The sequence below is a fragment of the Prodigiosinella aquatilis genome, from assembly GCA_030388725.1.
Taxonomy (GTDB): domain Bacteria; phylum Pseudomonadota; class Gammaproteobacteria; order Enterobacterales; family Enterobacteriaceae; genus Prodigiosinella; species Prodigiosinella aquatilis.
The window spans coordinates 3060991-3085582 of sequence record CP128857.1; the positions used below are offsets into that span (position 1 = coordinate 3060991).

General features: G+C 51.3%; 34 protein-coding genes and 1 pseudogene. 13 read left to right on the forward strand and 22 right to left on the reverse strand.

Annotated elements, in window-relative coordinates:
• Positions 1-2: 2 nt before the first annotated feature.
• From PCO85_14180 to PCO85_14195, 4 genes are all read right to left on the reverse strand, one after another.
• The gene (locus tag PCO85_14180; GenBank protein WJV52381.1) at positions 3-1598 is read right to left on the reverse strand and encodes an acyl CoA:acetate/3-ketoacid CoA transferase; all 1596 of its coding nucleotides are present in this window, start codon (positions 1596-1598) and stop codon (positions 3-5) included.
• 386 nt (positions 1599-1984) lie between these two features.
• On the reverse strand, positions 1985-2743 hold the full coding sequence (gene aroD, locus PCO85_14185) for a type I 3-dehydroquinate dehydratase (GenBank protein WJV52382.1): 759 nt from the start codon (positions 2741-2743) through the stop codon (positions 1985-1987).
• A 158-nt stretch (positions 2744-2901) separates the two neighbouring features.
• Positions 2902-3768 carry a quinate/shikimate dehydrogenase gene (gene ydiB / locus PCO85_14190; protein ID WJV52383.1) on the reverse strand — a complete coding sequence of 289 codons (867 nt, stop codon included), beginning with the start codon at positions 3766-3768 and terminating at the stop codon, positions 2902-2904.
• A gap of 74 nt (positions 3769-3842) precedes the next feature.
• Complete coding sequence (locus PCO85_14195; GenBank protein WJV52384.1) at positions 3843-5111, reverse strand: MFS transporter; 1269 nt, start codon at positions 5109-5111, stop codon at positions 3843-3845.
• A gap of 745 nt (positions 5112-5856) precedes the next feature.
• Between PCO85_14195 and PCO85_14200 the strand changes: the two are divergent.
• Positions 5857-6111, forward strand: a pseudogene (locus PCO85_14200) (LysR family transcriptional regulator).
• Positions 6112-6267: 156 nt separating this feature from the next.
• On the opposite strand, the gene PCO85_14205 reads toward PCO85_14200, so the two are convergent.
• From PCO85_14205 to PCO85_14275, 15 genes are all read right to left on the reverse strand, one after another.
• Positions 6268-6657: a Mor transcription activator family protein gene (locus PCO85_14205; GenBank protein WJV52385.1), complete on the reverse strand. Its 390-nt coding sequence runs from the start codon at positions 6655-6657 to the stop codon at positions 6268-6270.
• Positions 6654-7082 (reverse strand): regulatory protein GemA, encoded by a 429-nt coding sequence (locus PCO85_14210; protein WJV52386.1) that lies wholly within the window; start codon positions 7080-7082, stop codon positions 6654-6656. The genes PCO85_14205 and PCO85_14210 overlap by 4 nt, the downstream gene beginning before the upstream one ends.
• Entirely contained in the window at positions 7072-7287 is a 216-nt protein-coding gene (locus tag PCO85_14215) for a hypothetical protein (GenBank protein ID WJV52387.1), read from the reverse strand. The genes PCO85_14210 and PCO85_14215 overlap by 11 nt, the downstream gene beginning before the upstream one ends.
• Entirely contained in the window at positions 7277-7504 is a 228-nt protein-coding gene (locus PCO85_14220) for a hypothetical protein (GenBank protein WJV52388.1), read from the reverse strand. Before PCO85_14220 ends, PCO85_14215 begins: the two co-directional genes overlap by 11 nt.
• A complete protein-coding gene (locus PCO85_14225) occupies positions 7504-8190 on the reverse strand; it encodes a DUF2786 domain-containing protein (protein WJV52389.1) in 687 nt (228 codons plus the stop codon). The genes PCO85_14220 and PCO85_14225 overlap by 1 nt, the downstream gene beginning before the upstream one ends.
• Positions 8177-8410, reverse strand: a complete 234-nt coding sequence (locus PCO85_14230) for a hypothetical protein (GenBank protein WJV52390.1) — start codon at positions 8408-8410, stop codon at positions 8177-8179. Before PCO85_14230 ends, PCO85_14225 begins: the two co-directional genes overlap by 14 nt.
• Entirely contained in the window at positions 8407-8595 is a 189-nt protein-coding gene (locus tag PCO85_14235; GenBank protein ID WJV52391.1) for a hypothetical protein, read from the reverse strand. The genes PCO85_14230 and PCO85_14235 overlap by 4 nt, the downstream gene beginning before the upstream one ends.
• A 78-nt stretch (positions 8596-8673) precedes the next feature.
• Positions 8674-9285, reverse strand: a complete 612-nt coding sequence (locus tag PCO85_14240) for a DUF3164 family protein (GenBank protein ID WJV52392.1) — start codon at positions 9283-9285, stop codon at positions 8674-8676.
• 16 nt (positions 9286-9301) lie between these two features.
• Positions 9302-9571, reverse strand: a complete 270-nt coding sequence (locus PCO85_14245; GenBank protein WJV52393.1) for a hypothetical protein — start codon at positions 9569-9571, stop codon at positions 9302-9304.
• 2 nt (positions 9572-9573) lie between these two features.
• The gene (locus PCO85_14250) at positions 9574-10740 is read right to left on the reverse strand and encodes an AAA family ATPase (protein WJV52394.1); all 1167 of its coding nucleotides are present in this window, start codon (positions 10738-10740) and stop codon (positions 9574-9576) included.
• 10 nt (positions 10741-10750) lie between these two features.
• Complete coding sequence (locus tag PCO85_14255; protein WJV52395.1) at positions 10751-12544, reverse strand: integrase; 1794 nt, start codon at positions 12542-12544, stop codon at positions 10751-10753.
• Positions 12541-12885, reverse strand: a complete 345-nt coding sequence (locus tag PCO85_14260; protein WJV52396.1) for a hypothetical protein — start codon at positions 12883-12885, stop codon at positions 12541-12543. Before PCO85_14260 ends, PCO85_14255 begins: the two co-directional genes overlap by 4 nt.
• 1 nt (position 12886) lies before the next feature.
• Positions 12887-13816, reverse strand: a complete 930-nt coding sequence (locus PCO85_14265; GenBank protein WJV52397.1) for a hypothetical protein — start codon at positions 13814-13816, stop codon at positions 12887-12889.
• 9 nt (positions 13817-13825) lie between these two features.
• Positions 13826-14131 carry a helix-turn-helix domain-containing protein gene (locus PCO85_14270; protein WJV52398.1) on the reverse strand — a complete coding sequence of 102 codons (306 nt, stop codon included), beginning with the start codon at positions 14129-14131 and terminating at the stop codon, positions 13826-13828.
• Between the two features lie 54 nt (positions 14132-14185).
• Entirely contained in the window at positions 14186-14374 is a 189-nt protein-coding gene (locus PCO85_14275) for a DNA-binding protein (GenBank protein ID WJV52399.1), read from the reverse strand.
• Between the two features lie 81 nt (positions 14375-14455).
• Here PCO85_14275 and PCO85_14280 point away from each other — a divergent pair, with 81 nt between their 5' ends.
• Both PCO85_14280 and PCO85_14285 read left to right on the forward strand, forming a co-directional pair.
• Complete coding sequence (locus PCO85_14280; protein WJV52400.1) at positions 14456-14821, forward strand: AlpA family phage regulatory protein; 366 nt, start codon at positions 14456-14458, stop codon at positions 14819-14821.
• Positions 14822-14878: 57 nt separating this feature from the next.
• Positions 14879-15451, forward strand: coding sequence for a hypothetical protein (locus PCO85_14285; GenBank protein WJV52401.1), 573 nt, complete (start codon positions 14879-14881; stop codon positions 15449-15451).
• A gap of 98 nt (positions 15452-15549) precedes the next feature.
• On the opposite strand, the gene PCO85_14290 is transcribed toward PCO85_14285, so the two are convergent.
• On the reverse strand, positions 15550-15825 hold the full coding sequence (locus PCO85_14290; GenBank protein ID WJV52402.1) for a hypothetical protein: 276 nt from the start codon (positions 15823-15825) through the stop codon (positions 15550-15552).
• 12 nt (positions 15826-15837) lie between these two features.
• Positions 15838-16602: a DNA adenine methylase gene (locus PCO85_14295; protein ID WJV52403.1), complete on the reverse strand. Its 765-nt coding sequence runs from the start codon at positions 16600-16602 to the stop codon at positions 15838-15840.
• A gap of 245 nt (positions 16603-16847) precedes the next feature.
• Here PCO85_14295 and PCO85_14300 point away from each other — a divergent pair, with 245 nt between their 5' ends.
• Entirely contained in the window at positions 16848-17420 is a 573-nt protein-coding gene (locus PCO85_14300) for a DUF2441 domain-containing protein (GenBank protein ID WJV52404.1), read from the forward strand.
• A gap of 15 nt (positions 17421-17435) precedes the next feature.
• Here PCO85_14300 and PCO85_14305 read toward each other — a convergent pair whose 3' ends face one another.
• Entirely contained in the window at positions 17436-17693 is a 258-nt protein-coding gene (locus tag PCO85_14305) for a hypothetical protein (protein ID WJV52405.1), read from the reverse strand.
• A gap of 179 nt (positions 17694-17872) precedes the next feature.
• Here PCO85_14305 and PCO85_14310 point away from each other — a divergent pair, with 179 nt between their 5' ends.
• Genes PCO85_14310 through PCO85_14350 form a run of 9 tightly spaced genes read left to right on the forward strand, consistent with a single transcriptional unit; the run spans position 17873 to position 24590 of the window.
• Entirely contained in the window at positions 17873-18223 is a 351-nt protein-coding gene (locus tag PCO85_14310) for a putative holin (protein ID WJV52406.1), read from the forward strand.
• 2 nt (positions 18224-18225) lie between these two features.
• Positions 18226-18948 (forward strand): transglycosylase SLT domain-containing protein, encoded by a 723-nt coding sequence (locus PCO85_14315; GenBank protein WJV52407.1) that lies wholly within the window; start codon positions 18226-18228, stop codon positions 18946-18948.
• Entirely contained in the window at positions 18938-19591 is a 654-nt protein-coding gene (locus tag PCO85_14320) for a hypothetical protein (GenBank protein ID WJV52408.1), read from the forward strand. The genes PCO85_14315 and PCO85_14320 overlap by 11 nt, the downstream gene beginning before the upstream one ends.
• Positions 19588-19920 carry a hypothetical protein gene (locus PCO85_14325; GenBank protein WJV52409.1) on the forward strand — a complete coding sequence of 111 codons (333 nt, stop codon included), beginning with the start codon at positions 19588-19590 and terminating at the stop codon, positions 19918-19920. Before PCO85_14320 ends, PCO85_14325 begins: the two co-directional genes overlap by 4 nt.
• Positions 19913-20224: a hypothetical protein gene (locus PCO85_14330; protein ID WJV52410.1), complete on the forward strand. Its 312-nt coding sequence runs from the start codon at positions 19913-19915 to the stop codon at positions 20222-20224. The genes PCO85_14325 and PCO85_14330 overlap by 8 nt, the downstream gene beginning before the upstream one ends.
• On the forward strand, positions 20224-20769 hold the full coding sequence (locus tag PCO85_14335) for a DUF3486 family protein (protein ID WJV56091.1): 546 nt from the start codon (positions 20224-20226) through the stop codon (positions 20767-20769). The genes PCO85_14330 and PCO85_14335 overlap by 1 nt, the downstream gene beginning before the upstream one ends.
• The gene (locus PCO85_14340; protein WJV52411.1) at positions 20766-22289 is read left to right on the forward strand and encodes a hypothetical protein; all 1524 of its coding nucleotides are present in this window, start codon (positions 20766-20768) and stop codon (positions 22287-22289) included. Before PCO85_14335 ends, PCO85_14340 begins: the two co-directional genes overlap by 4 nt.
• Positions 22289-23788 (forward strand): DUF935 domain-containing protein, encoded by a 1500-nt coding sequence (locus PCO85_14345; protein WJV52412.1) that lies wholly within the window; start codon positions 22289-22291, stop codon positions 23786-23788. The genes PCO85_14340 and PCO85_14345 overlap by 1 nt, the downstream gene beginning before the upstream one ends.
• Positions 23769-24590: a phage minor head protein gene (locus PCO85_14350; GenBank protein WJV52413.1), complete on the forward strand. Its 822-nt coding sequence runs from the start codon at positions 23769-23771 to the stop codon at positions 24588-24590. The genes PCO85_14345 and PCO85_14350 overlap by 20 nt, the downstream gene beginning before the upstream one ends.
• Positions 24591-24592: the final 2 nt, after the last annotated feature.

Genomic DNA, 24592 nt, shown 5'->3' on the forward strand with positions numbered 1-24592 from the left:
TATTATTTATCTACTTCAGGTAAAACAAATCCCATGACTTTGTCATAAAACATTCTTTCATCCATCAGTTTCAAGTCACTGGATATGATTGGCTTGAAGTCCATTTGAGATAGAATATCTTTTTCCAGATCAACACCGGGCGCAATTTCAATCAAATGTAATCCATCTTCTTTTAACGTAAATACCGCGCGTTCAGTGATATAGCGAACATCCAGCCCACGCTTCAACGCTATTTTTCCACTGAATGTTATTTCTGGTATCTCTTTTATAAATTTTTTGACTTTCCCTTCCTGAACAATTTTTAGTTTTCCTTCACTAACTTCTGTTTTTAAGCTACCCGCCGTCAATGTTCCGCAGAATATAATTTTCTTCGACGTCGCACTGATATCAATAAACCCGCCCGTGCCCATAATTTTCCCATTGAATTTATGAACACCGACATTACCGTGCTGGTCTATTTCAGCAAAACTTAAATAACAGACATCCAGTCCACCACCATGATAGAAGTCAAACTGGGAGGTCATATCCAGAATAGCGCGGGTATTAACATTAGCGCCGAAAGCGACCCCCTGAGTGGTAATGCCGCCAATAGGGCCGGTTTCTACCGTCAATACGAAGTCATCAGCACAGCCCTCCTCTCTGGCAACCAGACCAATGCCGTCAGCAATACCAACGCCTACGTTTCCCACGGCCCCTTTGCGCATTTCAAACAACGCACGCCGTGCAACCAGTTTGCGCTGATTCAGTGGAATATCCATTCTGGTACTGTCGTCAAGCACAAAATCACCAGAAATAAACCGATTAACGGGCGCACCGCCATAAAGCTGCGTCTGAGCCGAATCGACAACCACAATATCGACAAGGTAGCCAGGGATCCTGACTGATTTGGGATGAAGCGTCGCTTTCTTGACCATCTTCTGCACTTGCATCATCACAATACCGCCATTGTTATGCACGGCTTGCGCGATCACTAACGCGTCCAGATACATCACTTCATCTTCAAACGAGGCATAACCTTCGCTATCACATGTCGTGGCGCGGATAAAGGCAACATTAGGTGCGATGGCCTTATAGAAGAGATACTCCTGATTGTCGATTTCAATCAGTTTGATCAACTCTTCTTTGGTCACTTCATTGAGCTTCCCGCCTTGCTGTCGTGGGTCAACAAACGTACCGATACCGATATCGCTCAAAACGCCGGGTTGATGGGCGGCTGAAGCCCGGATAGTCTGCGTCAAAACACCTTGCGGGTAGTTATAGGCGATAATCTTGTTTTGTTCGGCCAACTCGGAAATACGTGGCGATTGCCCCCAATGGCCGCAAAGCGCCCATCTCACCAAACCTTCCTGGGCCAGTGGACTAATTCCTTTTTCTGCCCGGTCACCCAACCCCGTTGGGCTGATTAAAGAAAGATTTCGAGGCGATTGTGTATTTTTATAACGTTCAGATAAAGCCGTAATTAATGTTGTAGCTTCAAGAATGCCGCCACCAGCCCCCAGGACACAAAGTGTGGCTTCATTCGGAATATATTTCACAGCGTCTTCAGCAGACAACACCGGGACTCTGCCATTAATTTTTTCCGGTTTTTCCAGTTTCATAGGTGCTCCTAATCATGATCGAGTTTATTTTTCTCAATCACCTAAAAATATAAGACACTTCACTACAGCTTAAATAACTGAAATAATCTATACCCGTCATACTTCAAGTTGCTGGTGTGTTGGCTGCGCTCGTTCACCCGAATCATTTATCTGAATAAGCTCATCGGGATTTACTCTCTTGCCGCCTTCCTGCAACTCGAATTATTTTGGGTATATATAGCCACGAAAAATGTTATAAAAGTGCCTACCATTTACTTAAATGATTATTTTATACACCCAATAAACCATCTATTGCAGGACATTAATACACCTACAGACTGAGTGACCATATATATCTATCCAAGAACCACGAAGGTTCTCGAATAAATATTCGACCACAGATTGTTTTATGACTGATGTAATATATTTAAAACCGTTCTTAATTCTTTAATTGCTATCTGCCCAGGAGCAGACGCTTTTTTCAATGCTCCGAATGTTGCTGCTGACCCAAAGACTTCACCCGATAAGCGAGAAATAATACCGGATTGCGACATAGACATCGTAATAATGGGGCGATCCGCATATTTTTCACTCATTTCCAGTGTGGCTGACAGCAACGTCACCACATCGGTCTTGTTCTGTGGCATCAGGGCGATTTTGGGAATGTCCGCTCCCAACGTCTGCATTTTGCACAAACGCTTGATAATTTCGTCTTTAGGCGGCGTTTTATGAAAGTCATGGTTGGACATAATGACTTTCACCCCTTTGGCGTGAGCATGTTCTATTGTGGCACTCACCAGTTGATCGCCGGTAAACAGCTCCAGGTCAATCATATCCACCAGACCGCTATCAATAACCGCTTTATTCAGGGAAATGTATTCATCGGGCGCGATGCTTTTTTCACCCCCTTCTTTTGCGGTACGGAAGGTAAAGAGGATCGGTTTGTCGTGAATAATACTCCGGAGTTTGCGGGCGGCATCGATAACGCTATCGATATGTTTCACATCATCAAAATGATCAATACGCCATTCCAGGATATCAAAGTCAAAATCTTTGTAATATTGCGCTTCCGACTCAACCAGTGGCCCATTTTTTCCCATTAATGACACAATGATTTTCGGCGCGCCTTCACCTATTACCAGATTTTTCACGGTTACGGTTTTCATTCTTTTCCCTTACATTAATGCGTTATGGTAGACATCAGCCAGTGTGAACACGAACAACACCCAGATAATGTTGCTGGCAACCTGGACGAGTAGTGGCCCGTTCCGTTCAGGTCCCATACTGTAGCGACTGGCAACATAAAATAATCCAAACCGGATTACTATGCGTTAAACCCCATGGCCTTTTTAATATATTCCAACGGAAAATCTTTCCCCGTCCAAAGTTTAAACTGTTCTGCGCCTTGCCATAATAACATTCCATAGCCATCGACCGTTTTACAGCCGGCATCCATTGCCATTTGCAATAGCTTGGTGATATGCGGGTTGTAAACGCACTCGGAAACCAGCAAGTCTGGACGCAACATCGATTTGTCACTGACGATACATTCATTTTCCAGCGGTTTCATACCCAATTTCGTACCATTGGTCAAAATATCCGCGCTGGCAATGGCATCGGCAAACACTTTCTGGTCAGCCAGATCATGAACCGTAATAGTACAATCAGTGTTGTCATTCACCCGTTTTGCAAAGGCAACCGCTTTTTCATAGAACTCATCCTTGCGGTTAAACAACATGATTTCCTTAATTCCTTCGATTGCAGCCTGGGCGCCGATAGCCGTAGATGCGCCGCCAGCGCCGACCAACACCATTTTCTTACCTTTAATATCAAAGCCGCTTTCTTTGATAGCCCGGATATGCCCGGTACCGTCGGTGTTATAGCCGGTAAGATAACCATCATCGTTCACAATGGTATTGATGGCGCCCACCAGTTTGGCGGCTGGGGTTAACTCATTCACATACTCACAAGCCAGTTGCTTATTCGGCATGGAAACACCGGTACCACGCATTTTTAACGCCTTCAGCCCTTCGATTGCTTTGCCAAAACGCGTATTGTCAACTTCGAAAGCCATATAGGTATAAGGTAAGCCAACTTTTTCCAGTGCCTTATTCTGCATTTCAGGTGATAAACTGTGTCTGATGGGGTAAGCCATTAATCCAATCAGTTCATATTTTGCAGTTACATCCATTAGAAACTCCTTAATTTATTCTCTCAATTTAACGCAAAGTTCATTAAAAACGTATTTCTCATACAATGCGTTATTTATAAATGCAGTGGTTTTCTGTCTTCTTTTCTTATTATAAAAAAGCGCTCTCCCAACCGCACATCATTAGCTGGTATATTGAATATTTTATAGTAACGAACAAAAACAATTATCGCGGTGATAAAGGCTAATATAGCGAATGCGACATCCAGTAATATAATGTAATTCAATCCGATTTCTGATAAATACCCAGTAATCAGTGGAATAAGGAAGTTTGACAACCCGCCCATCAACATATAGAGGCTCGTCACCCTGGCCTTACTTTTTGGGAAGAATTCGGACATGACGGAAACGCCGAGTTGCAGCAACCCACCGGCGGCGGAGAAACCAATGATGAAGGAACCAACATTACAGACGAGCGATGATGGATACAGATAGATCACGATACCGGCAGCTACGGCTAATCCAGAATTGAACACATTAGCCCAAACGGGACGGACCATTCTTTTTAACAGCAAGGCAAAAACGAACACGCACACTAACGAGCCTATACTGTAGTAAGAGATTGTTTTCAATGCGTCAGCTTCTGCCATACCCGCATAGGCCATTGCATATTTGGGCATCCAGACAACAATCACATAAAACGTTGAGAATATGGCGACACCAAACACAATTGAGGCGACCCCTTCAAGCCATGCCAGCGGCTTTTGGTTCATCTGTGGCAAGTCTTTGGTAATATTGGCGTCAACCAGCTGGCTGGGGAACTTACTCTTAAGCAGTAGTAACGTGACAAAGATAAATAGAATACCTGGGATGATGATACCGTAGCCATACCAAATATGATTCACCAGTAAATAACCGACTAATAACGGATAGAACATCTGACCGAAAGAGACCATAGCTTTGATCAGAATGACCGCAGAACCGGATGTTTTGGGGTAACATTCCATTAATGCCGGGTATGCACCGGTATCCAATGCCGCATTCGCTACACCGACACAGACGGCCAGAATAAATGCAATGATCAAGTTAGGGCTGGCGGGAATACCGAAGAAGAACACGATATATAAGATGACACCCAGCAGGATCACGAAACGTCTACCAAACTTGTCAGATATTACGCCGAAGAATAGGATACTGATCAGTCGACCCAATCCTATACCTGAAATCAGGTAGGCAATACCGGCATTATCGGTGCCAAACTTTGTGGCCAAAGGAGTCATATTCTGTGCCAAGGTAATGACACTGACGCCATGAAGAAAATAGCTCAGATATATACCTATGACAGCTAATAAAAATGGCGCATTGAAGGCCTTATTCTGGCTCATTCTTTTCTCCGTTTATAGTTAATGTTTTTATTACTCATTTCCTGATGTCTTACTTCACATTTTTGTTCTTTATTTTTACTGACTTCATATATTTTATAAAATTCCACCAAATTAATATTCGTAGTTAATGTATAAAACAAAGGTAACAATTAATACGTAATATAAGGTTTTTATTGTCAATTTTATTGCACGCAGTCAAGGAAGGGAGTGCCGATCTTTGTTGAGGATTTGTTTGTTATTTTACAAAAAATAACACATTATACAGATGAAATACCATCTCGTGACACACCAGCATAATAAATAAATACTGAGAGATGGATCAAATTTATTTTTTGTTCCCGAGTAAATAACATAAGTTTTTTTGTAAAATAGGCTAAGCAGGGGGAAAAATAACATTTTCAATGTAAACGAATAAGCATCAGGCTGCATCTTTTAACTAACCGTGACACCCGATAGTAGACGATACTTACCTTTTTCATGTTTATGACAATTATCAATTAACAACTTAGCTACGTTTCTTCCCGGCATAAAGTGACAAGAGAACATGTTATATTGCATCACACCATAATAATTTTGCACACCGCGACAAGATAGTATGGTTTTTACTGCGATACTCATTGACTCCATGTAAGTAGGCCCACACGACATAATGTGATTTAATCAGCGACATCTTCCTCTCGCTTGCAGTATGTTGATATTGTCGGGCCACAAAAATACACGCTTCACTAACTTCATGAGATGTAGAATGAATTTAAAACAATTGCACTATTTCAAAAGACTGGCGGAAAGACAACATTATACGGAAGCGGCATCAAGTCTGTATATTACACAACCTTCATTGAGCCACGCTATTTCCGAGCTGGAAAAAGAGCTGGGTGTAACTCTGTTTGAAAAATGCGGCCGAAATGTTCGCATAACACAATGTGGGAAAACCTTTCTGCCCTATGTAGACAATGCGCTTCTTGAACTGGAGAAAGGCCGCATTGCATTGCAGAATGATTAGACTTGAGATAAATGACAGGGAATAAGTGAGATAATTATGGGAAGAACTGGGTCAACATGGGAAGATACTGGATGGAATGTGCAATAACCTTACAGTATGTGAAAATCAGACCGGCCCGAAAAAAACACGTTCGCACCAGTCTGGATTGTTATTTTACTCCCTTGTTCCGGCATCGTCATCAGGTTCACCATCAAACAGCTTACCCTGCATCCGATCCAGTTCTTCTCTTTTTACCCGCTTCACCACGCTGTAGATCCACTGCAGCGAAACGCCAAACTTGCGGGCCAGTTCGTGATGGTTACGCCCGTCGAACTCCAGAAAGATTTCCCGGTCGCGCTGGCTAACCTTCCAGACCATGCCCATCGGGAAATACACGTTCTGCCCGCCCCAGACCTGCATCATGCGGTTGGCTACTGCCTCGCCGATTTGGTCAGCCACTGCGACGTCAATCACGATGATTTCACGCACCGTTGTAGCGGTATGCTGGGCAAGTTCAACCAGCAATTCAGGCCCCTTACTGCGAAACTGGCTATAGTCGCTCATGATCGTTTCCCCGTTGTCCGGTAATGCCACTTTTTGAGCTTCTCAATAACACTGCTGGCCTGTTCCGAATTCAGCCAGCACAATCCGTCAACACCGGTTTCCCGTTTCACCCAACGTGCCAGCGAGAGTTCAGAACTGTCACGGATAACGCCCGCCGCAGCCATATCCAGCCAGAGAGCGCGTATTTTGCGGGACTGTGGATGGTTATCCAGCGCAATACCGGTTTTGGCGTTTCCGGCAGGCTTAACCCTGAATCCTTTCTTTTTCATGGACTCCAGAACTTTGGTTAGCTGCGGAAGATCCATCCCTTTGGTTGAAGCCGTACCGGTTAACCCCTGCAGCATCTGGCGGTAGGTATCTTCATCCATCTGGAGGTCGCTGCGGGCAATATGGATGAGTTGAATAAGACGCTGTTTAGTCATCATCGCAGCTCCTTCTACCTGCGCCACCGATATAATCGACATATAAAGGAAGCGCTACAGGCCAGCACAGGAACATAACGGCCCAACTGATCCAATGACTGGCTCCGGTGTAACGTGAATAAAACCCAGAGCGCCGGTGCAATTCAGCAGTACACCAGCCCACAAAACCATACCAGAACAAGGCACAAACAATTGTTTCAGCGATCATAATGAATCCCGCCCCAGTTAATATGAATGTTACGGGCCGTAATAATTGGGTTGTTATTCCACCATGCACCTGACATGTAAATTTTTACCTGTTCGCGCCCGGCGATAACGCCAATTTGAATTCCCGGCCTGACATTCTTAAAAAAGGCGCGAGCAAAAAGGTATTTGACAGTTGTACGGCAAGGTTTTGACTCTTTCTTCTTGCGAAATAACATCATCACTTCCCCCCCAGTTTCCGCTGTTCATGTCCGTTTACTGGCTGGTGCAGCCTGATGTTCTCGCCTTCTCTGTAGCCAAGGTGGCGGGACATGTCTGCGTCACGTGATTTCCCGGCTTCACGGCCCATGGTTGTACCTGATTCCGGGTATTTCTGCTCAAGCCAGAGTTTAGCCAGCTCCCGTTCCTCGCGGGACATAGCAAATAAATGAACTTCGCTGCGCACGGCCAGAACCCAGCCTTCGGCAAATTTGTCACCACGGCTGGTTTTGGTTTTGTTCTTGATCCTTTTATTCTGCTGGCCGATATAGCTTTTACGTGCCGCTATTAATTGTCTGGCCAGCACCTCCCATGTGTATGAGGACAGTTCGACACGGTCTTTATTACCGTAAAAACCTACGCCGGGATTAAAACCAGAGTGAATAATAGACTTAACCCCAAATGCCGTCTGGATGATGTCCAGCAGTCCCAGCATATAGCGCGGGGGATTAACGCTGCCTGCGGCCCAGTAGCGACTGATGCTTTCATCAATATCACTGAGTGCGAGGTCAGCCTGAGTGATGTTATAGGCCTGCATCAGCTTCTGGGCGCGTTGCAGGGCCAGCGCAGCTTCATGGGGATTGTCGGATTTGGCCAGCGCCAGCAGTTTTTTTAACTTCTCCAGCACCTTTTCATTATTCTGCTGCATAAGTCACCCCCAGACGTTCGGCGAGGCGTTCCAGCTTTTGCTGCTTATGATAGTCAATCATCAGGCCCATTCCGTTGAGGCGGAACTGTTCAATCATGATTTCAACGTCAGCCAGTTCGGCGGCTTCTTCCATCAGCTTCAGAGCCTGTGCTTCAGGGCCAAAGGTTTTCAGGGCCAGACCGTATATAGTGGAGCGGTTATATAATTTCATGCCTTTCATTGTTTCGCCTCGCAGGGGATGAACTCCATGGCAGGGACTTCCACGTAGTAATGCTGGCTGCAGTGAGGGCATACCAGCGTGACGAGAACCGCAGGGACACGGTATTTACCGGAGGTAATGACGCTGGCCTCGCTGAACTTCATGGTGGTAATGCCTTTCTGGCAGTTGGTACATTTGATGGACATGTTTAATTCCTCAAAGCTGTTTTCGGCGTGCAGAAACCCACGGCGCTGACGCCGAAATAAAAAGAAATTGAATTAAAATTAAATGGCAGCGATATCTAACGGGATATTAATTAGCTTCCCGTGTTTGTTTTTCTCTCGAAAATTAATATAGGTTTTGGACATGGCTACCTGCAGTGATTCCGATATCGCCTCCATCGCCCGGTTCCAGCGTTCGTCCTGAATTTTGACCCGGCGCAGGGAAAGAATACGCCCGGTGTTAAGCTGACCCTCTTTATCAACCTGGAAGGCATCACCGATGATGGCCCGCAGATTAGCGTTCGCGCCTTCAGACCACTCGGTGACGCACTCGTCAATCAGGTCTTTGGCTATCTGCAGCTCAGGCCCGAAAGTCAGGGTTTCCTGCACACGGATAGTGATTTGTTCACTGCCGTCAAAGCTGCTGAATGTTACGTTACCCTTGACCCCGCCGCGTGTTCTGCCGTACTTCTCAGCCACCAGGTCAAGCCAGGCATAGCACTCATCAAAAGCGCGCTGCTTGAAGTCGCTGAGGTCAGCACTTTTGACCTTAGCTGCCGCGACCTGCTCTTTGACAAAGGAATCCATCGCCAGATCGTAATCGGACACCTGCGCAACCGGCACCAGACGACCTTTACGGTCTTTCATATATTCGTCTTTATTTACTTCGCTCATGTTGTTCACCTTATTGTTAATGTAATGACTCTGACCAGGTAATCCTGCAGCCATACAGTTCAAAGAAACCCTGACGAAAACGGCCTGAGCCATTGTGGCCGAAATGGGTATAGCTCGCTTTCCCCTGTTCCAGCAGGCGGAGGCAGTGACCGTTCTTAGCGATACGGATAACGGGCTTACTGCCTACAATCATGATGCTCTGAACTGTGCTGTTCATGGCATTCAGCGCTGTTATGGCAGACTGCAAATGATGCAGCTGTTGGTTGATATCAGTGATGGCCTTCATTGTTACACTCCCTTAACCACGTCGGAGTTGACCTGCGGAACCCCGATTTCTGCAGCCAGATTCATGGCAGCGATCGTCAGGTTACTGACGGCCAGCGGATACAGCAGGCTGACCAGACTCTTGCGGTTGCTGCCCAGATTGCTCAGGCGGGCGCGAATGGCGTCCACCGCGCTGGCGTCCATAACGTCGGCCAGCTGCTTACCGGCGCGTTGCAGCTTGAACGTCAGAAACTCTTCGAGGCTATTGTCCAGTGGCAGCAGTTCAACCACCTCGCAGCGCTGTACGACTTCACGTACCTCCATGTTGCGTTCGGAAAGCTTATCTGCCAGCTCCGGCTGGCCAATCAGCACGATGGACAGCAACCGTTTAAAACCGGACTCCAGCTCAAAGAAGCGTTTGAGGTGCTTCAGCGTCGGGATGGGCAGACTGTGAGCCTCCTCAATCACCAGAACGTGGCTGAAACCCGCCTGGCTGCTGTCTTTCAGGACGCGGTGCAACTGGCGGAAGCGGGCGTCCTGGCTGCGTTTGATGCTCTCCAGTGGTGCGATGGTGCTGATGATGGCCTCGGCGATAGCTGCCGCCTTCAGGGTTTTGCCCTTCACGTCGTTGTCTTCCATGGCGATGATGTATGGCTCGATAACAATCACCGGCGCGTTCTCGCGGTTGACGCGTTCAATCAGGTCGCGGCGCAGCGTGGATTTACCCGCGCCGGACTCGCCGATAACCGCCAGAAAGCCACCGTGGCGGGCGGTCTGGAACAGCGCCTCACGCACGTAGCGGATATCCGGTGTGGTGAACACATCGTCCGCGCCCTGCATGGCTTCATCGGCGAACGGGTCACGGAAAAGGCCAAACGCTTTTTTGGTTGCTGGAAATAACACCTGCTTTTTGAGTAACATGTTCTCTTCCTCACTGAGGTTGGTTTTATCGTTAGTACCCGCTGTACGGGGCGTGACAGCGCCCTGTGCAGCATCAAAACTCTTCGCTGTATCAATCCCCTGACTTTCCAGCCAGGACGCCAGACGCTGGCGCACATCTTCCGGACTGGTGCGGGGCCATTCGTTATGGTTCACAATCTGGGCCAGCGTGGCCTCGGAAACGGCGACGGCTCTTGCCACCACCGCCTGCGGGATGCGGGCCTCTTTCAGTTGTTGCTTCAGTACCAGCATGCCTTCCTCCTCAGTTACCGTTAACGATGCTGATAACGCTGTTGCAGGCCGGAGTGGTCAGGGTGACCATGACCTCATCCAGCGTGGCTTCCGGTACGCCATCCGGGTACTGCGCCGTTAACTGGCGGTAATGTTCCGGCGTCCAGGTGTGGCCGTTAGTGCTGAACTTCTCGCGCAGGGCTTTCGCGGCCTCCACATGGGTCAGCGGACGCTGCTCAATACGCGGCCCGCGCACGTCTGAAGCCTGTCCGCGCTTCGATAGGTAGGCAGGATGATTATCGCGCTCAATATCCAGATAAGGGTTGAAGCGACCACCGAATGGCAGGGCTTTGTCTTTTTTCGCCGCGTCTGTCTCTTCCCGGCAGGCAGTGCCGTAGGTGTGCTGCTCCACCTCATCGCGATTCGTCTGGGTAACGGTCTCCGGTAACAGGCGGTACTCCTCACCAATCACCGGCGCACTGGTGCTGTACTGCCAGAGTTCATCTTTCTGTATCGCGTTAATAACGTGGAAGGTTTCAAAACCTTCATCATTGATGATAACGACTCTGGCCTCCTCATCTGACCAGGGATTACGGGCAACCAGCACCTTGTCACCGACGAATACACCAGGAACGTCAGACACATCGTATTCCTTGCCTCTGAAAGGTACGCGCAACTTGCCGGTAACGGTGCGTTCTTCAGGTGCAGAGATGGCCAGCTCCCTGCAGATTTCAGGTGCCGGGGCTTTTACCAGTTGTTCTTCGGTAATTCTCAACCAGGCATCGGTACGCGACATACTGTGGCGGCTGTGTATCGCCGTGCGGTTAAACTTCATGCGCCAGAGACGCGCCAGTCGGTTCAGTTCATCAATATCATCCACCCTGAGAAAGCGCAGGCCGCCCTCGAACTTGCGTTCGATGATGTCACGGGCCTTTTCCACAGAACCGGTGGCACGGGCGTTATGGACCTTATGCTGAATGGTGCGGATGCCCATAGCCCGGCACATATTGAGCAGTGAGGCCGAGACCAGCGCAGAGCCGGGGTCGGTAAACAGGATCTTCGGCACCCCGTGCAGTACGTCGGCGCTGCCGCGTTCCTGCATGGCATTAATCATTACCTCCAGAAAGTTGACGGCGCTTTCACCACCGAAGCGGTACTCGACGTAAATCCAGCCTGTGGTGTGGTCGGTGATTTCAAATGACCACACGCGGTCATTAACGATACGGTCAAGGTTGCGGGGTTTGTTTTTGTTGAACTCTGCTGCGCTCATGACGCGCAGCCCGGTATCCCCCTTCGCCTTTTTGGCCGGATTTTTGAGGTAATACAGCACGCAAATAGACGCATCCAGTTGCCAGACGTGGTTTGGGTACAAGCTGGCCAGCTCCAGCGCAGGAGATGGTGCCCGCAACTGGTCGGGGTGCATACGATGCTGGCGGAGGGCACGACTGATGGCGTCAATTGACAGCGGGAAAAATTCTCCGGTCTCAGTATCGGTTCGACCAGCAATAATCAGACCGTTATCGCGTAATCCGTCCACAATATCCTCCAGGCTGTAACCTTTTTTACCGTTACCGGGGCGCGGGGATGCCAGCCACGCCCCGGAGATGGTCAGCATCTCATCGTGGGTCAGTGTCGTTTTACCGGCATCGGAGCGCTGTTTGCGTGGTCTGCTCATCCGTACCCCTTTAAGCTTTTTCAGCAGGGTAGCGCGTGACATCTGTAGTTCTTCACACGCCGCCCGGTATACCGCCTCTTTTTCACCGTGTCCGGCTGCGTCAGCGGCGGCGGCTATGCTGACGAGCCGTTGCGTCAGCGCCGGATTCATGAATCAGCCTTCGCTTTTTGTTGCCATTGCTTCCATTTCTCACTGTTCTCCTGAAGTTTCTCCGCAATCTCAACAGCCCGTTTGTTGGCAGAACGGCGATAGCGTTCGTTTTGGATATAGTGAATTTTTTCCAGAAGTAACGTTTCCATTACGGTGGCAAATGCAGGCGCATCGGGTGCTGAAATCCTGATTTCTCCAGTACTGGTCAGGATGCAGAATCCCGCCATCATGTCTGGTACAAGAGTGCATAGCGCGTGTCCAAGAACTTCCGGGCTATCCATGTAAAGGCTTTCCTGCGGTTCCCGTTCTCTTACTGGTGGTGTCAGATGTGAAGCGACCATGTTATTCATCCTCTTCCTGTGCTTCTTTCACCCAGTCCGGCATGCCGTCAATCTCGCGGAAGTCAGGCAGGTCAAACTGTTGACGCATGTCGACGACACGGGCTTCGATATCATCAAGCAACCCTGCCATAATGTGGGTGTGGCTGATGCCGGTACGTTCTGCGTGTTCGGCCAGTGCCTCAAAGCCGCATTTGAGGTTGATAAGAGCGCTGAGTACACCGCTTTTAAAACCAGTGGCTTCCGTTTCAAGCGCCTGACCTTCTTCATCGGGCGTCTCTGTTGTAGCGCGGCGCGTCAGCCTGGCCTTCAGCTCGTCAGTCTGGTCTTTGAGGGCGTTGATCTCATCTTTCTTTTCGGCCAGCGTCTGGCGGCTGATTTCGAGGTCGGTTTTGAGGTCTTCTTTCTCTTTGGTGTGCTTGGCGATCATTTCTTCGGCCAGCTCCAGCAGGGCCGTTTTGTCGCCTTCTTTGGCCACTTCAATGAGGGCGCTTTTCTGGTCGTCCGGCAGGCGGCGGAACTGGCGCAGTTCGCGATAACCAATCCCCATGCGGGACATGGAATCCAGGGCTTCTTCACCGAAGGCGGTAAGGTTGGCAATATCCAAATCTGCCTTATCAACGGATATTCCGAGAACATTACAAAACTCATCCCATGTGCCCGAAAACTCCGAACCGTTCGGTGTCTTCTTGCCCTTTAGATTGCGATATAGCTTGTTTTCTTTAACAAATGCCAGTTTAGAAGTCCGAACCGTTCGGGAAAATTGCTCAAATGCATCAGCCATCTGTGCCTGACCAAGAAGCTGATTCAGCAGATCACGTTCATCACTGAGTTGGCTGGTAACTGTCGCCATCAGATTTTGAGTGGCCTCCAGTTTGGGATTCAACTCCACGTCGGGTGCAAGTTCAGCAGGTTGTGATTTTGTGCGAGCCATTGTTACTCCTTAGCGGCTACCAGCCAGTACGCGCTGGTTAAGTTCGTCGATGCGCCCCTGTGCGCGGGACATTTCATTGTTATGGGCCATGGCAATCTGCAAAAGCTGTACACCTGGAGCAAAACGCCCGTTTTCAAGCTTGAGTGCCAGCCCCTCTTCGATAAGGGTATTGAGTGCCCGATTGATATTTGCCGGGGATTCACCCAGAGCCGATGCCAGTTCACCGTTAGATACCCCATTAAGGGCGTGACCACGCAGTGCTTTAAGAACACGCAGAATGCGGGAGCCAGAACTGGATACATTTGCCTTACTCATGTCACATTCCCCTTTTTGCAATATGTGATAACCTTTTACGAAGACTTAAAATCATCAGGCGGCCCGAGCTGTTGATTTAAGTCCCAGCTTCACGGCAATTTCATGAGATTTACCGTAACGAGCTTTCGTCTGACCGTTGAGAACCCGGTAGACCTCGTAGCGGCTGTAGCCGTTTTCTTCTGCCCACTGGGTGAATGTGATCCCTCGTTGGCGGAAGAGCGTTTTGACTTGATCTGCAGTCATCGTTGTCTCCTTGGTTGATACAACTATGTTTGTACTATGTGTGTTAGATTATTGTCTAAAAAATTAGACAGAGCAAGGTGTATGTCCATTATTTTAGAAGAACTTCACGATCGTCTAGTTGAGGAATTAAAACGCGTCGGCCCTCAAACTGTTGCTAAGTTAACGGGCATATCTCGTGCGACGATTTACAACTGGATGGAAAAGGGCAATACGCCCTTAGATAAATTGGCTCTTTTGGATGCAGCGGGCATAGATGTTACTTACATACTTACTGGTCAGTGTGCTCCAGGGTCTATTGTAGAGAGACCTTCCTTAACAACCCGGCAGGCGGCGTTGTTGGATAACTATGAGCACTTAAATGATTCAGACAAAAAGGCTTTAGAGCGTACAGCCTTTGCGTTGGCGGAACAGGGAAAGGTGAGCAAAAAAACGAAAACAGCATCATGATATGCTCTGAATCTTTAATGCAGAATAAGCTGGATGTATAAGAAAAAGGAGACCAACATGGCGGGTATTCAGGTTATTGCAGGAAATTTCCCCAAGGGATGGGCAAGTTTTGGCTTTGGCACTATTGTCTTCGGTAAAAAACCTAAACAAGGCTTCCCTGATGCTATTGTGCTGAACCCGAAGGAAGAGCTGCTATCAATTGAAATTGCAGGCAGTGAGGTGGAAAGCCGCATAGGTAAGGCCGCAGGCACAGGTATTCTTGGTGGGCTAATATTTGGTGGCGCGGGTTTGGTCATTGGAGGCTTGCTTGGCGCAGCAGATAAGATAAAGAAGACCATAACATTTAAAGCGGCATTCACGGGAAATAGGCATCTTCTAGCTAAAACGGATGCAAAAACCTTTGTAAAGCTGCAGTCAATCGCTTTCGATAACGCAAATAATTTGCCTGTAACCGATAAGGTCCAGGTTCAAAATTTGGATGCTCCAGCTGAAAATCCATCGACTAAAGAACCAGATTTATCCCCTTCTGTTACTGTAGCCAAGATGACATCTAAAGATAAGCTTGAGCTTGCGGTTGGCTTGGTCGTCATCACCTTAGTTGTCTGGGCAGTGATTCACTTCTTTTTTTAGGAAAGTGCTTAAAAACACTTCCAGTTCTAATAGAAGTAAGGGCGATTTAAACCCGCGCTTGAGTATCATTTTTTACGCATTAACGGTGTCACTGCTCATCAACAACAGGAGCCTGATAGCAAGTTCGCATGGCTATTGGGATTGGCGCTGATGGTCAGTCTTATTTCTCCAATGAGTATTCCTTTCAGCTTATTTTCAGGGAGCATTCGTGGCGTTTTCTCCACCTGCTCAAGCGCGGCCTGCATCTCTCTTATTGCCTCTGCCAGATTGTCGGCATTGACGCTAAGTGTGTAGATTTTTGCTGCAGTTTCATACTCATCGCAGGTTATTCCCATTAAGTATGAGTGTTTGGGTTTATTAGTTGCTGAACTCATGTGTTTCTCCTTTCAGAAATTGCATATCACAAGTTCCTGGCGCGGTGATGACTTACCCGACAGGCTGTAGTTGATGCAAACGGTCTGGATGTTGAGGCCTTTGAAAGCCTGCCTCATCTCTGGGATATCGTTCACCGATATAATCATTTTCCCTTTGATACTCCGCGCCAGTTCCGACATGTGGATATAGTTCCCTATTGGAAAATCCACGCCATAGCCCTCTGTTCCCCAGTACGGTGGATCACAGTAGAACAGCGTATGCGGGCGATCATAACGCTCTATGCACTGGTGCCAGTCCAGATGCTCTATCAGCGTTCTGGACAGGCGCAGGTGTGCCATCGACAGTTCTTCTTCGATGCGCAGGAGGTTAAAGCGCGGCGCACTTGTGGTGGAAGTTCCGAACGTGTGATCGGCGACCTTGCCTCCAAACGCCTGTTTCTGAAGGTAGTAGAACCGGGCCGCACGCTGTATATCAGTCAGTGTTTCTTCTGGCGTATCCTGCAACCATTTGTAGATCTGGCGACTCACCAGCGCCCATTTAAACTGCCGGACAAACTCTTCCAGATGGTGTTTCACTACCCGGTATAAGTTCACGAGTTCCCCATTGATATCGTTGATTACTTCGGTCTTGCTGGGGGTCTTGAGAAAATACAGAGCAGCTGCACCGCTGAATGGCTCTACATAACAGGTATGAGCTGGGAAAAGCGGCAAAATATGTTTGGCCAGACGGCGTTTACCGCCGATCCATGGAACGATGGGCAAAGATTGTTCTTTCATTATCCGTAAGCCTTTTACAGTCAGTGAAAATATGGCAGGCTAGTCCGGTCTCGCGAGACTGACTGAACCTCGGTTGGCTCACAGCGCATATCTGTGGGTTGATGGCCAGTCCGGTGTGGACGCACCGGGCTGGTCGTTCTTTCACTGTCAGGATGGGGCTTAGGGATACCCGTATGCTATTAATGCGGTTTAATGGATGCAGGGTCAGAGCTGCTGCACTAAATTCAGGAAGGGTATTTTCTGGTATGGCAAAGTATTACACGGCTGATTCTGCAAATGGCTTACGCCCGTTTTGCGAGATTATTCAGGGAAACTACGAACCTAAAAAGCAAGAGCTGGCAACTTTCCTCACTCAGATGTACCCAGATGGGCTGTCAAAGCATGGCCACAATTACCTTTATAATCCCGGTCCGCTTATGGATGAAAAGAACGGTGATGGTCAGGCATTATTAATTGGCCTGGTATTTGAGCTGGTTCGCCGTAGCCATTTCCCGGAGAAACCATCCCGCTACCAGTCGTTATTTGCCTGTCAGCACATCAGCGAAGTTAAAGAATTCAGAGAGCAGCTGGCTGATGAGCGTGAGGAAGACGAGATCAGAACTGCACCTATCTATGAAGTATTCACCGACGAGGCTGTTCATTGTGGCGATATGAGGTTGCTAAGTGATGATTGCCCGGTGCTTGAATTGTATCGCCGGGCATACCTTTACTGGTCTGGAGAACCTGCCCCAGTCAGGGAAGGTAAGGAAGAAGAAAAGCCGTTCTGGGAACTGCTGATTCCTCTGCCTATATTGATTGGTCGTCAGATATCGGAGTGAGTAATATAAAAGCTATCAGCTAATTTGCCTCCTTTTTGGGTTGTGGCTAATTGTCAGTTTTATCTGGCCGATAAGCATTCCATTCAGCTTATTTTCAGGGAGCATTCGTGGCGTTTTCTCCACCTGCTCAAGCGCGGTTTGCATCTCTCTTATTGCCTCTGCAAGATTGTCAGCATTGACGCTGAGGGTGTAAATTTTTGCCGCAGTTTCATACTCATCGCAGGTGATCCCCATCAGGCAGAGTGAGCTTGATTTAGCCGTTGCCGAAGTCATACGTTTCCCCTTCAGAAAAATATCTGTGTTTTTTGGCTAGTCAGGTATTGGTGCGCCCGGCTTGTCGTTCTTTCAAAGTAATCATGCGTTTTGCCCCATCGCTTCACTATTAACGCTGTTTAAAATCCATTTCCCCCGACATTTGTGATGCTGTCTCCCACACAACAAGGAGACGCACCATGAAAAACCTGAAGAAAATTATTCCCACCGTTAAAAAGCCCCGACTCAGCGGCTGGCTGCTGACCGCTGTGCTGCTGCTCGGTACCATCGGTCTGGTATCGCCGCAGCAGCTGCCGGTGGTGGTCTACAAGCTGTCGCTCATCACGCTCGCCGCGGTACTCGGCTACTGGCTCGATCGTTCGTTGTTCCCCAAAGCCCGCCCCGGCCAGTACCTGAAACATGATGAAACGCTGATGGCGTCTGGCCGTTACCCGGTACAGACCGGTCTCCACCTGGTCTTTTCTGCCGCATTGATCCGCCGTGCGCTGATTGTTGCAGCGGTCTGTCTGGCCGTGGCGACGGGGCTGTAACCATGAGCTGGCCTCAAATCACACTCATCATCCTGCTGGCCTTTGGTCTGGGCGTGACCGCCATCAAGCATGGCGAACCACGCAACGACAGGCATAGCTTCTGGTGGCAGCTTGCTGGCAACCTGGTGATCGCCTGGCTGCTCTGGTGCGGTGGTTTCTTCAGCCAGGCCAGAGCGGCACAGCCTCCACAGGCGGCCCTGCAGTACCGCGCCGATGTGATCCGTAATGCCCGGCTTGAATGGGGAATGTCAGCGCCGGTGGCCGATTTCGCCGCGCAGCTGCATCAGGAGAGCGGCTGGCGACCCGATGCCGTATCGCCGGTTGGCGCTCAGGGGATGGCACAGTTTATGCCCGCCACCGCCGACTGGATTAGTCAGCTGGTACCGGGACTGAACAGCCGCGAGCCGTTTAATCCTGCATGGGCCATCCGGGCGCTGGTCAGCTATGACCGCTGGCTGTGGCAGCGCGTCAGCGCCGCCAATAGCTGCGAGCGGATGGCCATGACGCTGTCGGGCTACAACGGTGGACTGGGCTGGGTACAGCGCGATAAGCGTCTGGCCGCGCAGAACGGGCTGGACGGTACCCGCTGGTTTGAGCATGTCGCCACGGTGAATGCCGGGCGCAGCGCTGCCAACTGGCGGGAGAACCGTCACTATCCGCAGCGCATCCTGCACGAACTGGCCCCGCGCTATCTCACCTGGGGAGGCGGCAGCTGTGTGGACTAGCCTGATAAAAAAACTGCCGTGGCGAGGCATGCTGCTGGCCCTTGCGGTTGCGGGCGTAGTGTATGGCCTCTACCGCTGGGGCTACAGCAAGGGACACGACAGCGCTGAGCGCGACGGGAATGCCTCACTCAGTCAGCTGCAGTCGCAGTTCGATACGTACCGCCGTGAGCAGACGGAGATGGAGAACACCGCGCTGCGGGCCTGGGCAAAACGCTATCAGGAGCAGGTAGCCGCAGGCCATCAGGCAGAGGCCGATTACCTTGAGCAGGTATCGCTGCTTGAAAACCAGAACCAACAACTGAAAGAGAAAATTGATGATGTCACACAGCGCTGGATTGATGAAAAAGGTAAGAGCCATCCCATTGAGTGCGTGTTTACTCGCGGTTTCGTGCGCCAGTACAACGCAGCCCTCGGATATGACGACGCAACCGTCGACAGCGGTCATACAGGCAGCACTACCACCGCTATCCCCGGTGCTGGCACAGCGCCCCGGCCTCCTGAAGCCCCTGACGCCGGGCTACGCAACTCAGGCGTCTCACAGCGTGACGTCCTCGCCAACATCATCGACAACGCCAGACAGTGCCGCGTCTGGCGAGGCCAGATAAACGGTCTGCTGGACGAACGAGAAGGATTACAGAAATGACGTTGCAGGTTGAATTCTGGACGGTGGTGGGCTTTCTCATCACCTTTATGAGTTTTGTCGGCGGCATCGCCAAATGGTTATTTGGCAAGGCTGAGGAGCGTCAGGCGGCGCGATTCGCCTCGCTTGAGCAGTCGCTGCAGCAGTCCGCCTCCAACTGGGGTGAGCTGGAAAAAGAATTTATGCGCTTCCGGGCTGAACTGCCCCTCAACTACGTCCGTCGCGAGGATTACATCCGGGGCCAGACGGTCATCGAGGCCAAGCTGGACGCACTCTACAACAAACTGGAAGTGGTACAACAGTACCGTCATACAGGAGGTCACCATGGTTGATATCGCCCGCGTGCGCCGGGAATCCCTGCGCTGGAGTCTGCTGGTTGCTCTGAACAAAACCCGCCCGTATACCGCCAGCGAAACGCTGCTGCTGGATGTGTCCCGCGCCATCTACCCGGACACCACGCATCTTGAGCTGCGTCGGGAGCTTGACTATCTGGCTGACCGCAAGATGGTTGATCTGGAGAAGAAGCCTTCTGGCGACTGGTTTGCCGATCTGACCCGCCTCGGTGTTGACCTGGTGGAATATACCGTTGAATGCGGCCCCGGCATTGCCCGCCCGGAAAAGTACTGGAGTGAATGATGGCCAGACGCAGCACGATAGATAAGCTGCCGGAAAACGTGCGGCGCTGGCTTGAGCGGGCGCTGAATGAATCCGGCTTCAGCGGCTATTCCGAACTGGAATCCCTGCTGCGTGAGCAGGGGTACGTCATCAGCAAATCGGCTATCCATCGCTATGGGCAGAAGATTGAGCGCCGCTACGGCGCTATCCGTGCGGCCACCGAAGCGGCCCGTATGCTGACCGAAGGTGCGGCTGACGATCAGGATGCGCGTTCGGAAGCCGTCATCGCCCTGATCCAGACCGAGCTGTTCGAGAGCATCGTCCAGCTGCAGGAAGCGGAAGAAGGCGAAGTCGACCCCAAAGAGCGCGTGGCGCTGTTATCCAAAGTCGCCAAAAACGTGGCCACGCTGTCCCGCGCCTCCGTCAACCTGAAGAAATTTCAGAGCGAAGTCCGTGACCGCGCCCGGCTGGCGGCGGGTAACGCCGAGAAGATTGCCCGCAAGGGCGGCCTGTCTGCTGATGCTGTGCAGGCGCTGCGACGTGAAATTCTGGGGATTGCCACATGAGTCAGCTTGCGCCGGTAATACCTGACACTTCCGGTAATGACGCGCCACCTGTTCTGCTGCCTTATCAGCAGCGCTGGGTTGCTGATCCATCTCCGGTCAAGTTTATGGAGAAAAGCCGCCGTACCGGTATCACGTGGGCAGAAGCGTCCGATAACGTGCTGATTGCGGCATCGTCCATCGCAGCGGGCGGGATGAATGTATATTACATCGGTTACAACCAGGATATGACCATCGAATATATCCAGGCGTGTGCAATGTGGGCGCGGGTGTTCAACTATGCCGCCAGTGAAATTGAAGAAGGGTTCTGGGAAGAGGACGAAGACGATAAGCACATCAAGACCTACACCATCACGTTTCCTGACTCCAGTTTTCGTATCGTCGCGCTCTCCAGTCGCCCGTCTAATCTTCGTGGCCGCCAGGGCGTTATTGTCATTGATGAAGCCGCGTTCCATGAAAATCTGAAAGAGCTGCTTAAAGCTGCGATGGCGATGCTTATCTGGGGCGGCAAGGTGCGCGTTATCTCCACCCACGATGGTGATAAAAATGAATTTAACATTGAGATCACCGATATCCGTGCCGGGCGTCAGGGGGGCAGCGTACAGCGAATTGCCTTCAAAGAAGCCGTTGCGCAGGGTTTGTTTCACCGTGTCTGCCTGCGAACCGGGAAGGAATGGACGCAGGACGCTGAACAGGCGTGGATGGCGTCGGTGTACAAGTTCTACGGCACCGGCGCATCCGAAGAGCTTGACTGTATCCCGGCCAACGGCGGCGGTGCCTGGCTGTCCCGCGCTCTGATTGAGTCCCGTATGTCACCCGATACGCCGGTGCTGCGGCTGACCTGCCCGGAGGGCTACGAGCTGAAGCCCGATGCAGAGCGCTTCAGTGAAACGCAGGACTGGCTGGATGAGAATCTGAAGCCGCTGCTGGAGGCGCTCCCCGCTGATGCCCGCTCGTTTTTAGGGCGGGACTTTGGCCGCAGCGGTGACCTGTCGGTGGACTATCCACTGTTGCAGGAGAAGAACCTGGTACGCCGCGTACCGTTCGTGATGGAGCTGCGTAATGTGCCGTTCAAGCAGCAGGAACAAATCACCTGGTACCTGATGGACGGTCTACCAAACCTGATGGGTGCGGCACTTGATGCCCGAGGTAATGGCTCCTATCTGGCGGAGTATGCAATGCAGCGCTACGGCTCCAGCCGGGTGAAGCAGGTCATGCCTACCGAGAGCTGGTACCGGGAACATATGCCGCCGGTCAAGGCGGCGCTGGAGGATGGCAACCTGATTGATTTGCCGAAAGATGAAGACACGCTGGATGACCTGCGGGCCGTTCAGGTGGTTAACGGCGTTCCCCGCGTACCGGAACAGCGGTCAAAAGCGAAGTCGGACAGTGGCAAACGCCACGGGGACTCGGCTATCTCGCTGGCGCTGGCGTATTTTGCCAGCCGTGAAATTAACAAAGGGCCGGTGAAGGCAAGCTCACGCCGTCGTCGCCAGTCGGCCCGCATGCTGGAGGGTTACTGATGCCGCGTGGACTCTGGGTTTCACCCAATGAATTTGTCAGCTTTGCCGAGCCAAATAAGACGCTTACGGAACAGATTGCATCACGCAGCCGCTCCATCGACTTCTTCGGTCTCGGGATGTACCTGCCCAATCCCGATCCTATTCTCAAATCACAGGGCCGGGATATTCGCATCTATCGCGAGCTGCGTACCGACCCGCTGGTTGGTGGCTGCATTCGCAGGCGTAAAGCGGCGGTGAAGTCGCTGGAGCGTGGGCTTGAGCGTGGCCACGCCCCGGAACGGGTGTTCAGTTTTATTAACGACATGCTCGACGATCTCGATATCTCCCGCATCATCGGCGAGATGACCGACGCCGTGCTCTACGGATACCAGCCCTGCGAAATCATGTGGGGCCGTTCGGTTAAATCCTGGGCCATCACCGATATCGTGGGCAAACCGCCCGAATGGTTCCAGTTCGACAACGACAATATGCTGCGCTTCCGGGCTAAAGACGCCGGGCTGGAGGGCGAACCCGTACCGCTGAACAAGTTCGTGGTGCCGCGTCAGGATGCGACCTACGACAACCCGTATGGCTTCCCGGATTTGTCCATGTGCTTCTGGCCCGTGACCTTCAAAAAAGGCGGGATGAAGTTCTGGGTGCGCTTTGCTGAGAAATTTGGCTCTCCGTGGGTTATCGGTAAGCATCCACGCGGTACGGCGCAGGGCGAGATTGACCTGCTGCTGGACTCGATGGAGGCGATGGTCGAGGACGCCGTGGCGGCTATTCCTGATGATTCCTCTATCGAAATCAAAGAGGCCGCAGGCAAAGCCGACAGCAGCGATATTTACCAGAATCTGATTACGCTCGCCCGCAGTGAAATCTCTATTGCCCTGCTGGGGCAGAACCAGACCACCGAGGCGAACAGCAACCGCGCCTCGGCGCAGGCCGGGCTGGAGGTCACCAGTGATATCCGCGATGCCGACGCCGAGATTGTGGTGAGCGCGGTAAATCAGGTTATCCGTCAGGCCGTCTCGCTGAACTTTGGCGATGTGGCCAGCCCCGTCTGGAAGATGTGGGAACAGGGAACGGTCGACGATACGCAGGCCACCCGCGATGAGAAACTCAGCCGCGCCGGTGTGGTCTTCACGCCGCAATACTTCAAACGCGAGTACCAGCTGCTGGATGGTGATATTGACGAGACTCCGCCTTCAGAACGCCAGAAGAACAACATACTGCCGCTGTCGTTCGCCGAGGCGATTGATGCCGATATTCAGGCTCAGCAGGAGCTGGATGATGCGCTGGATATTCTGATGAACGGTGGCTCGTTAAACGGCGTGCTTGAGCCTGTGCTGGCACCGCTGTTTAAGCAGGTTGAAGTCGGTGTTAACCCCTCGGCGCTGCTGGGTTCGCTGGCCGAACTGTACCCGCAGATGAACGCGGATGACCTGCAGGAGCGGCTGGCCCGTATCCTGTTTGTCTCAACACTCTGGGGGCGTCTGCATGAGCGTGACCACGGCTGAGCTGGCGTACTGCATGACGCTTCCCCCGAAGCGGGCTATCAGTTACCTGAAATCCAAAGGGTATAAAATCACCTGGGACTGGGAGGAGATGTGGCAGGATGCGCATGCCCGAGCTTTTACCGTCGCCAAAGTGACCCGCCTCGATATTCTGGAGGATATCCGAAGCGCCTTGCAGAAAGCGCTGGACGAGGGGAAGACCGCCCGCTGGTTCAGAAAGGAGCTGGAGCCGGAGCTGCAGCGTAAGGGATGGTGGGGGCCGCGTGACACCACCGACCCGGTAACGGGTGAGCCGGTGACTATCCAGCAGGGTAGCCCGTGGCGTCTCGACACCATCTTTCGCACCAATATGTCCGTGATCTACAGCGCCGGGCGCTGGGCCGAACAGATGGAGAACGTCGACGACAGGCCGTACTGGATGTATACCGGCATCAACGACAGCCATACCCGCAAGGCGCATCTGCTGCTTCACAATCTGGTGCTGCGTTATGATGACCCGTTCTGGCAGGCGTTCTACCCGCCGAACGGCTGGCGCTGTCGCTGTGGGGTGATTGCCCTGAGCGCGGCAGATGTGCGCGCCCGTGGTTTGAAGGTGGTGAATTCAGGTTCTGCTATGGGCTGGGAGCTGAAGCTGGTGTCGGAGAAAACCGGCGAGATGCAGAACGTCGCCACCTTCAACACCGGTACCACGAAGGTGGCCACCGACGTCGGCTGGTCTTATGCGCCGGGTGCGGCTTACCGTCCTGACCTTGCCCGTTATCAGGGCACGCTACAACCGCTGGCACAGCGGGAACTGAGAGGATAACG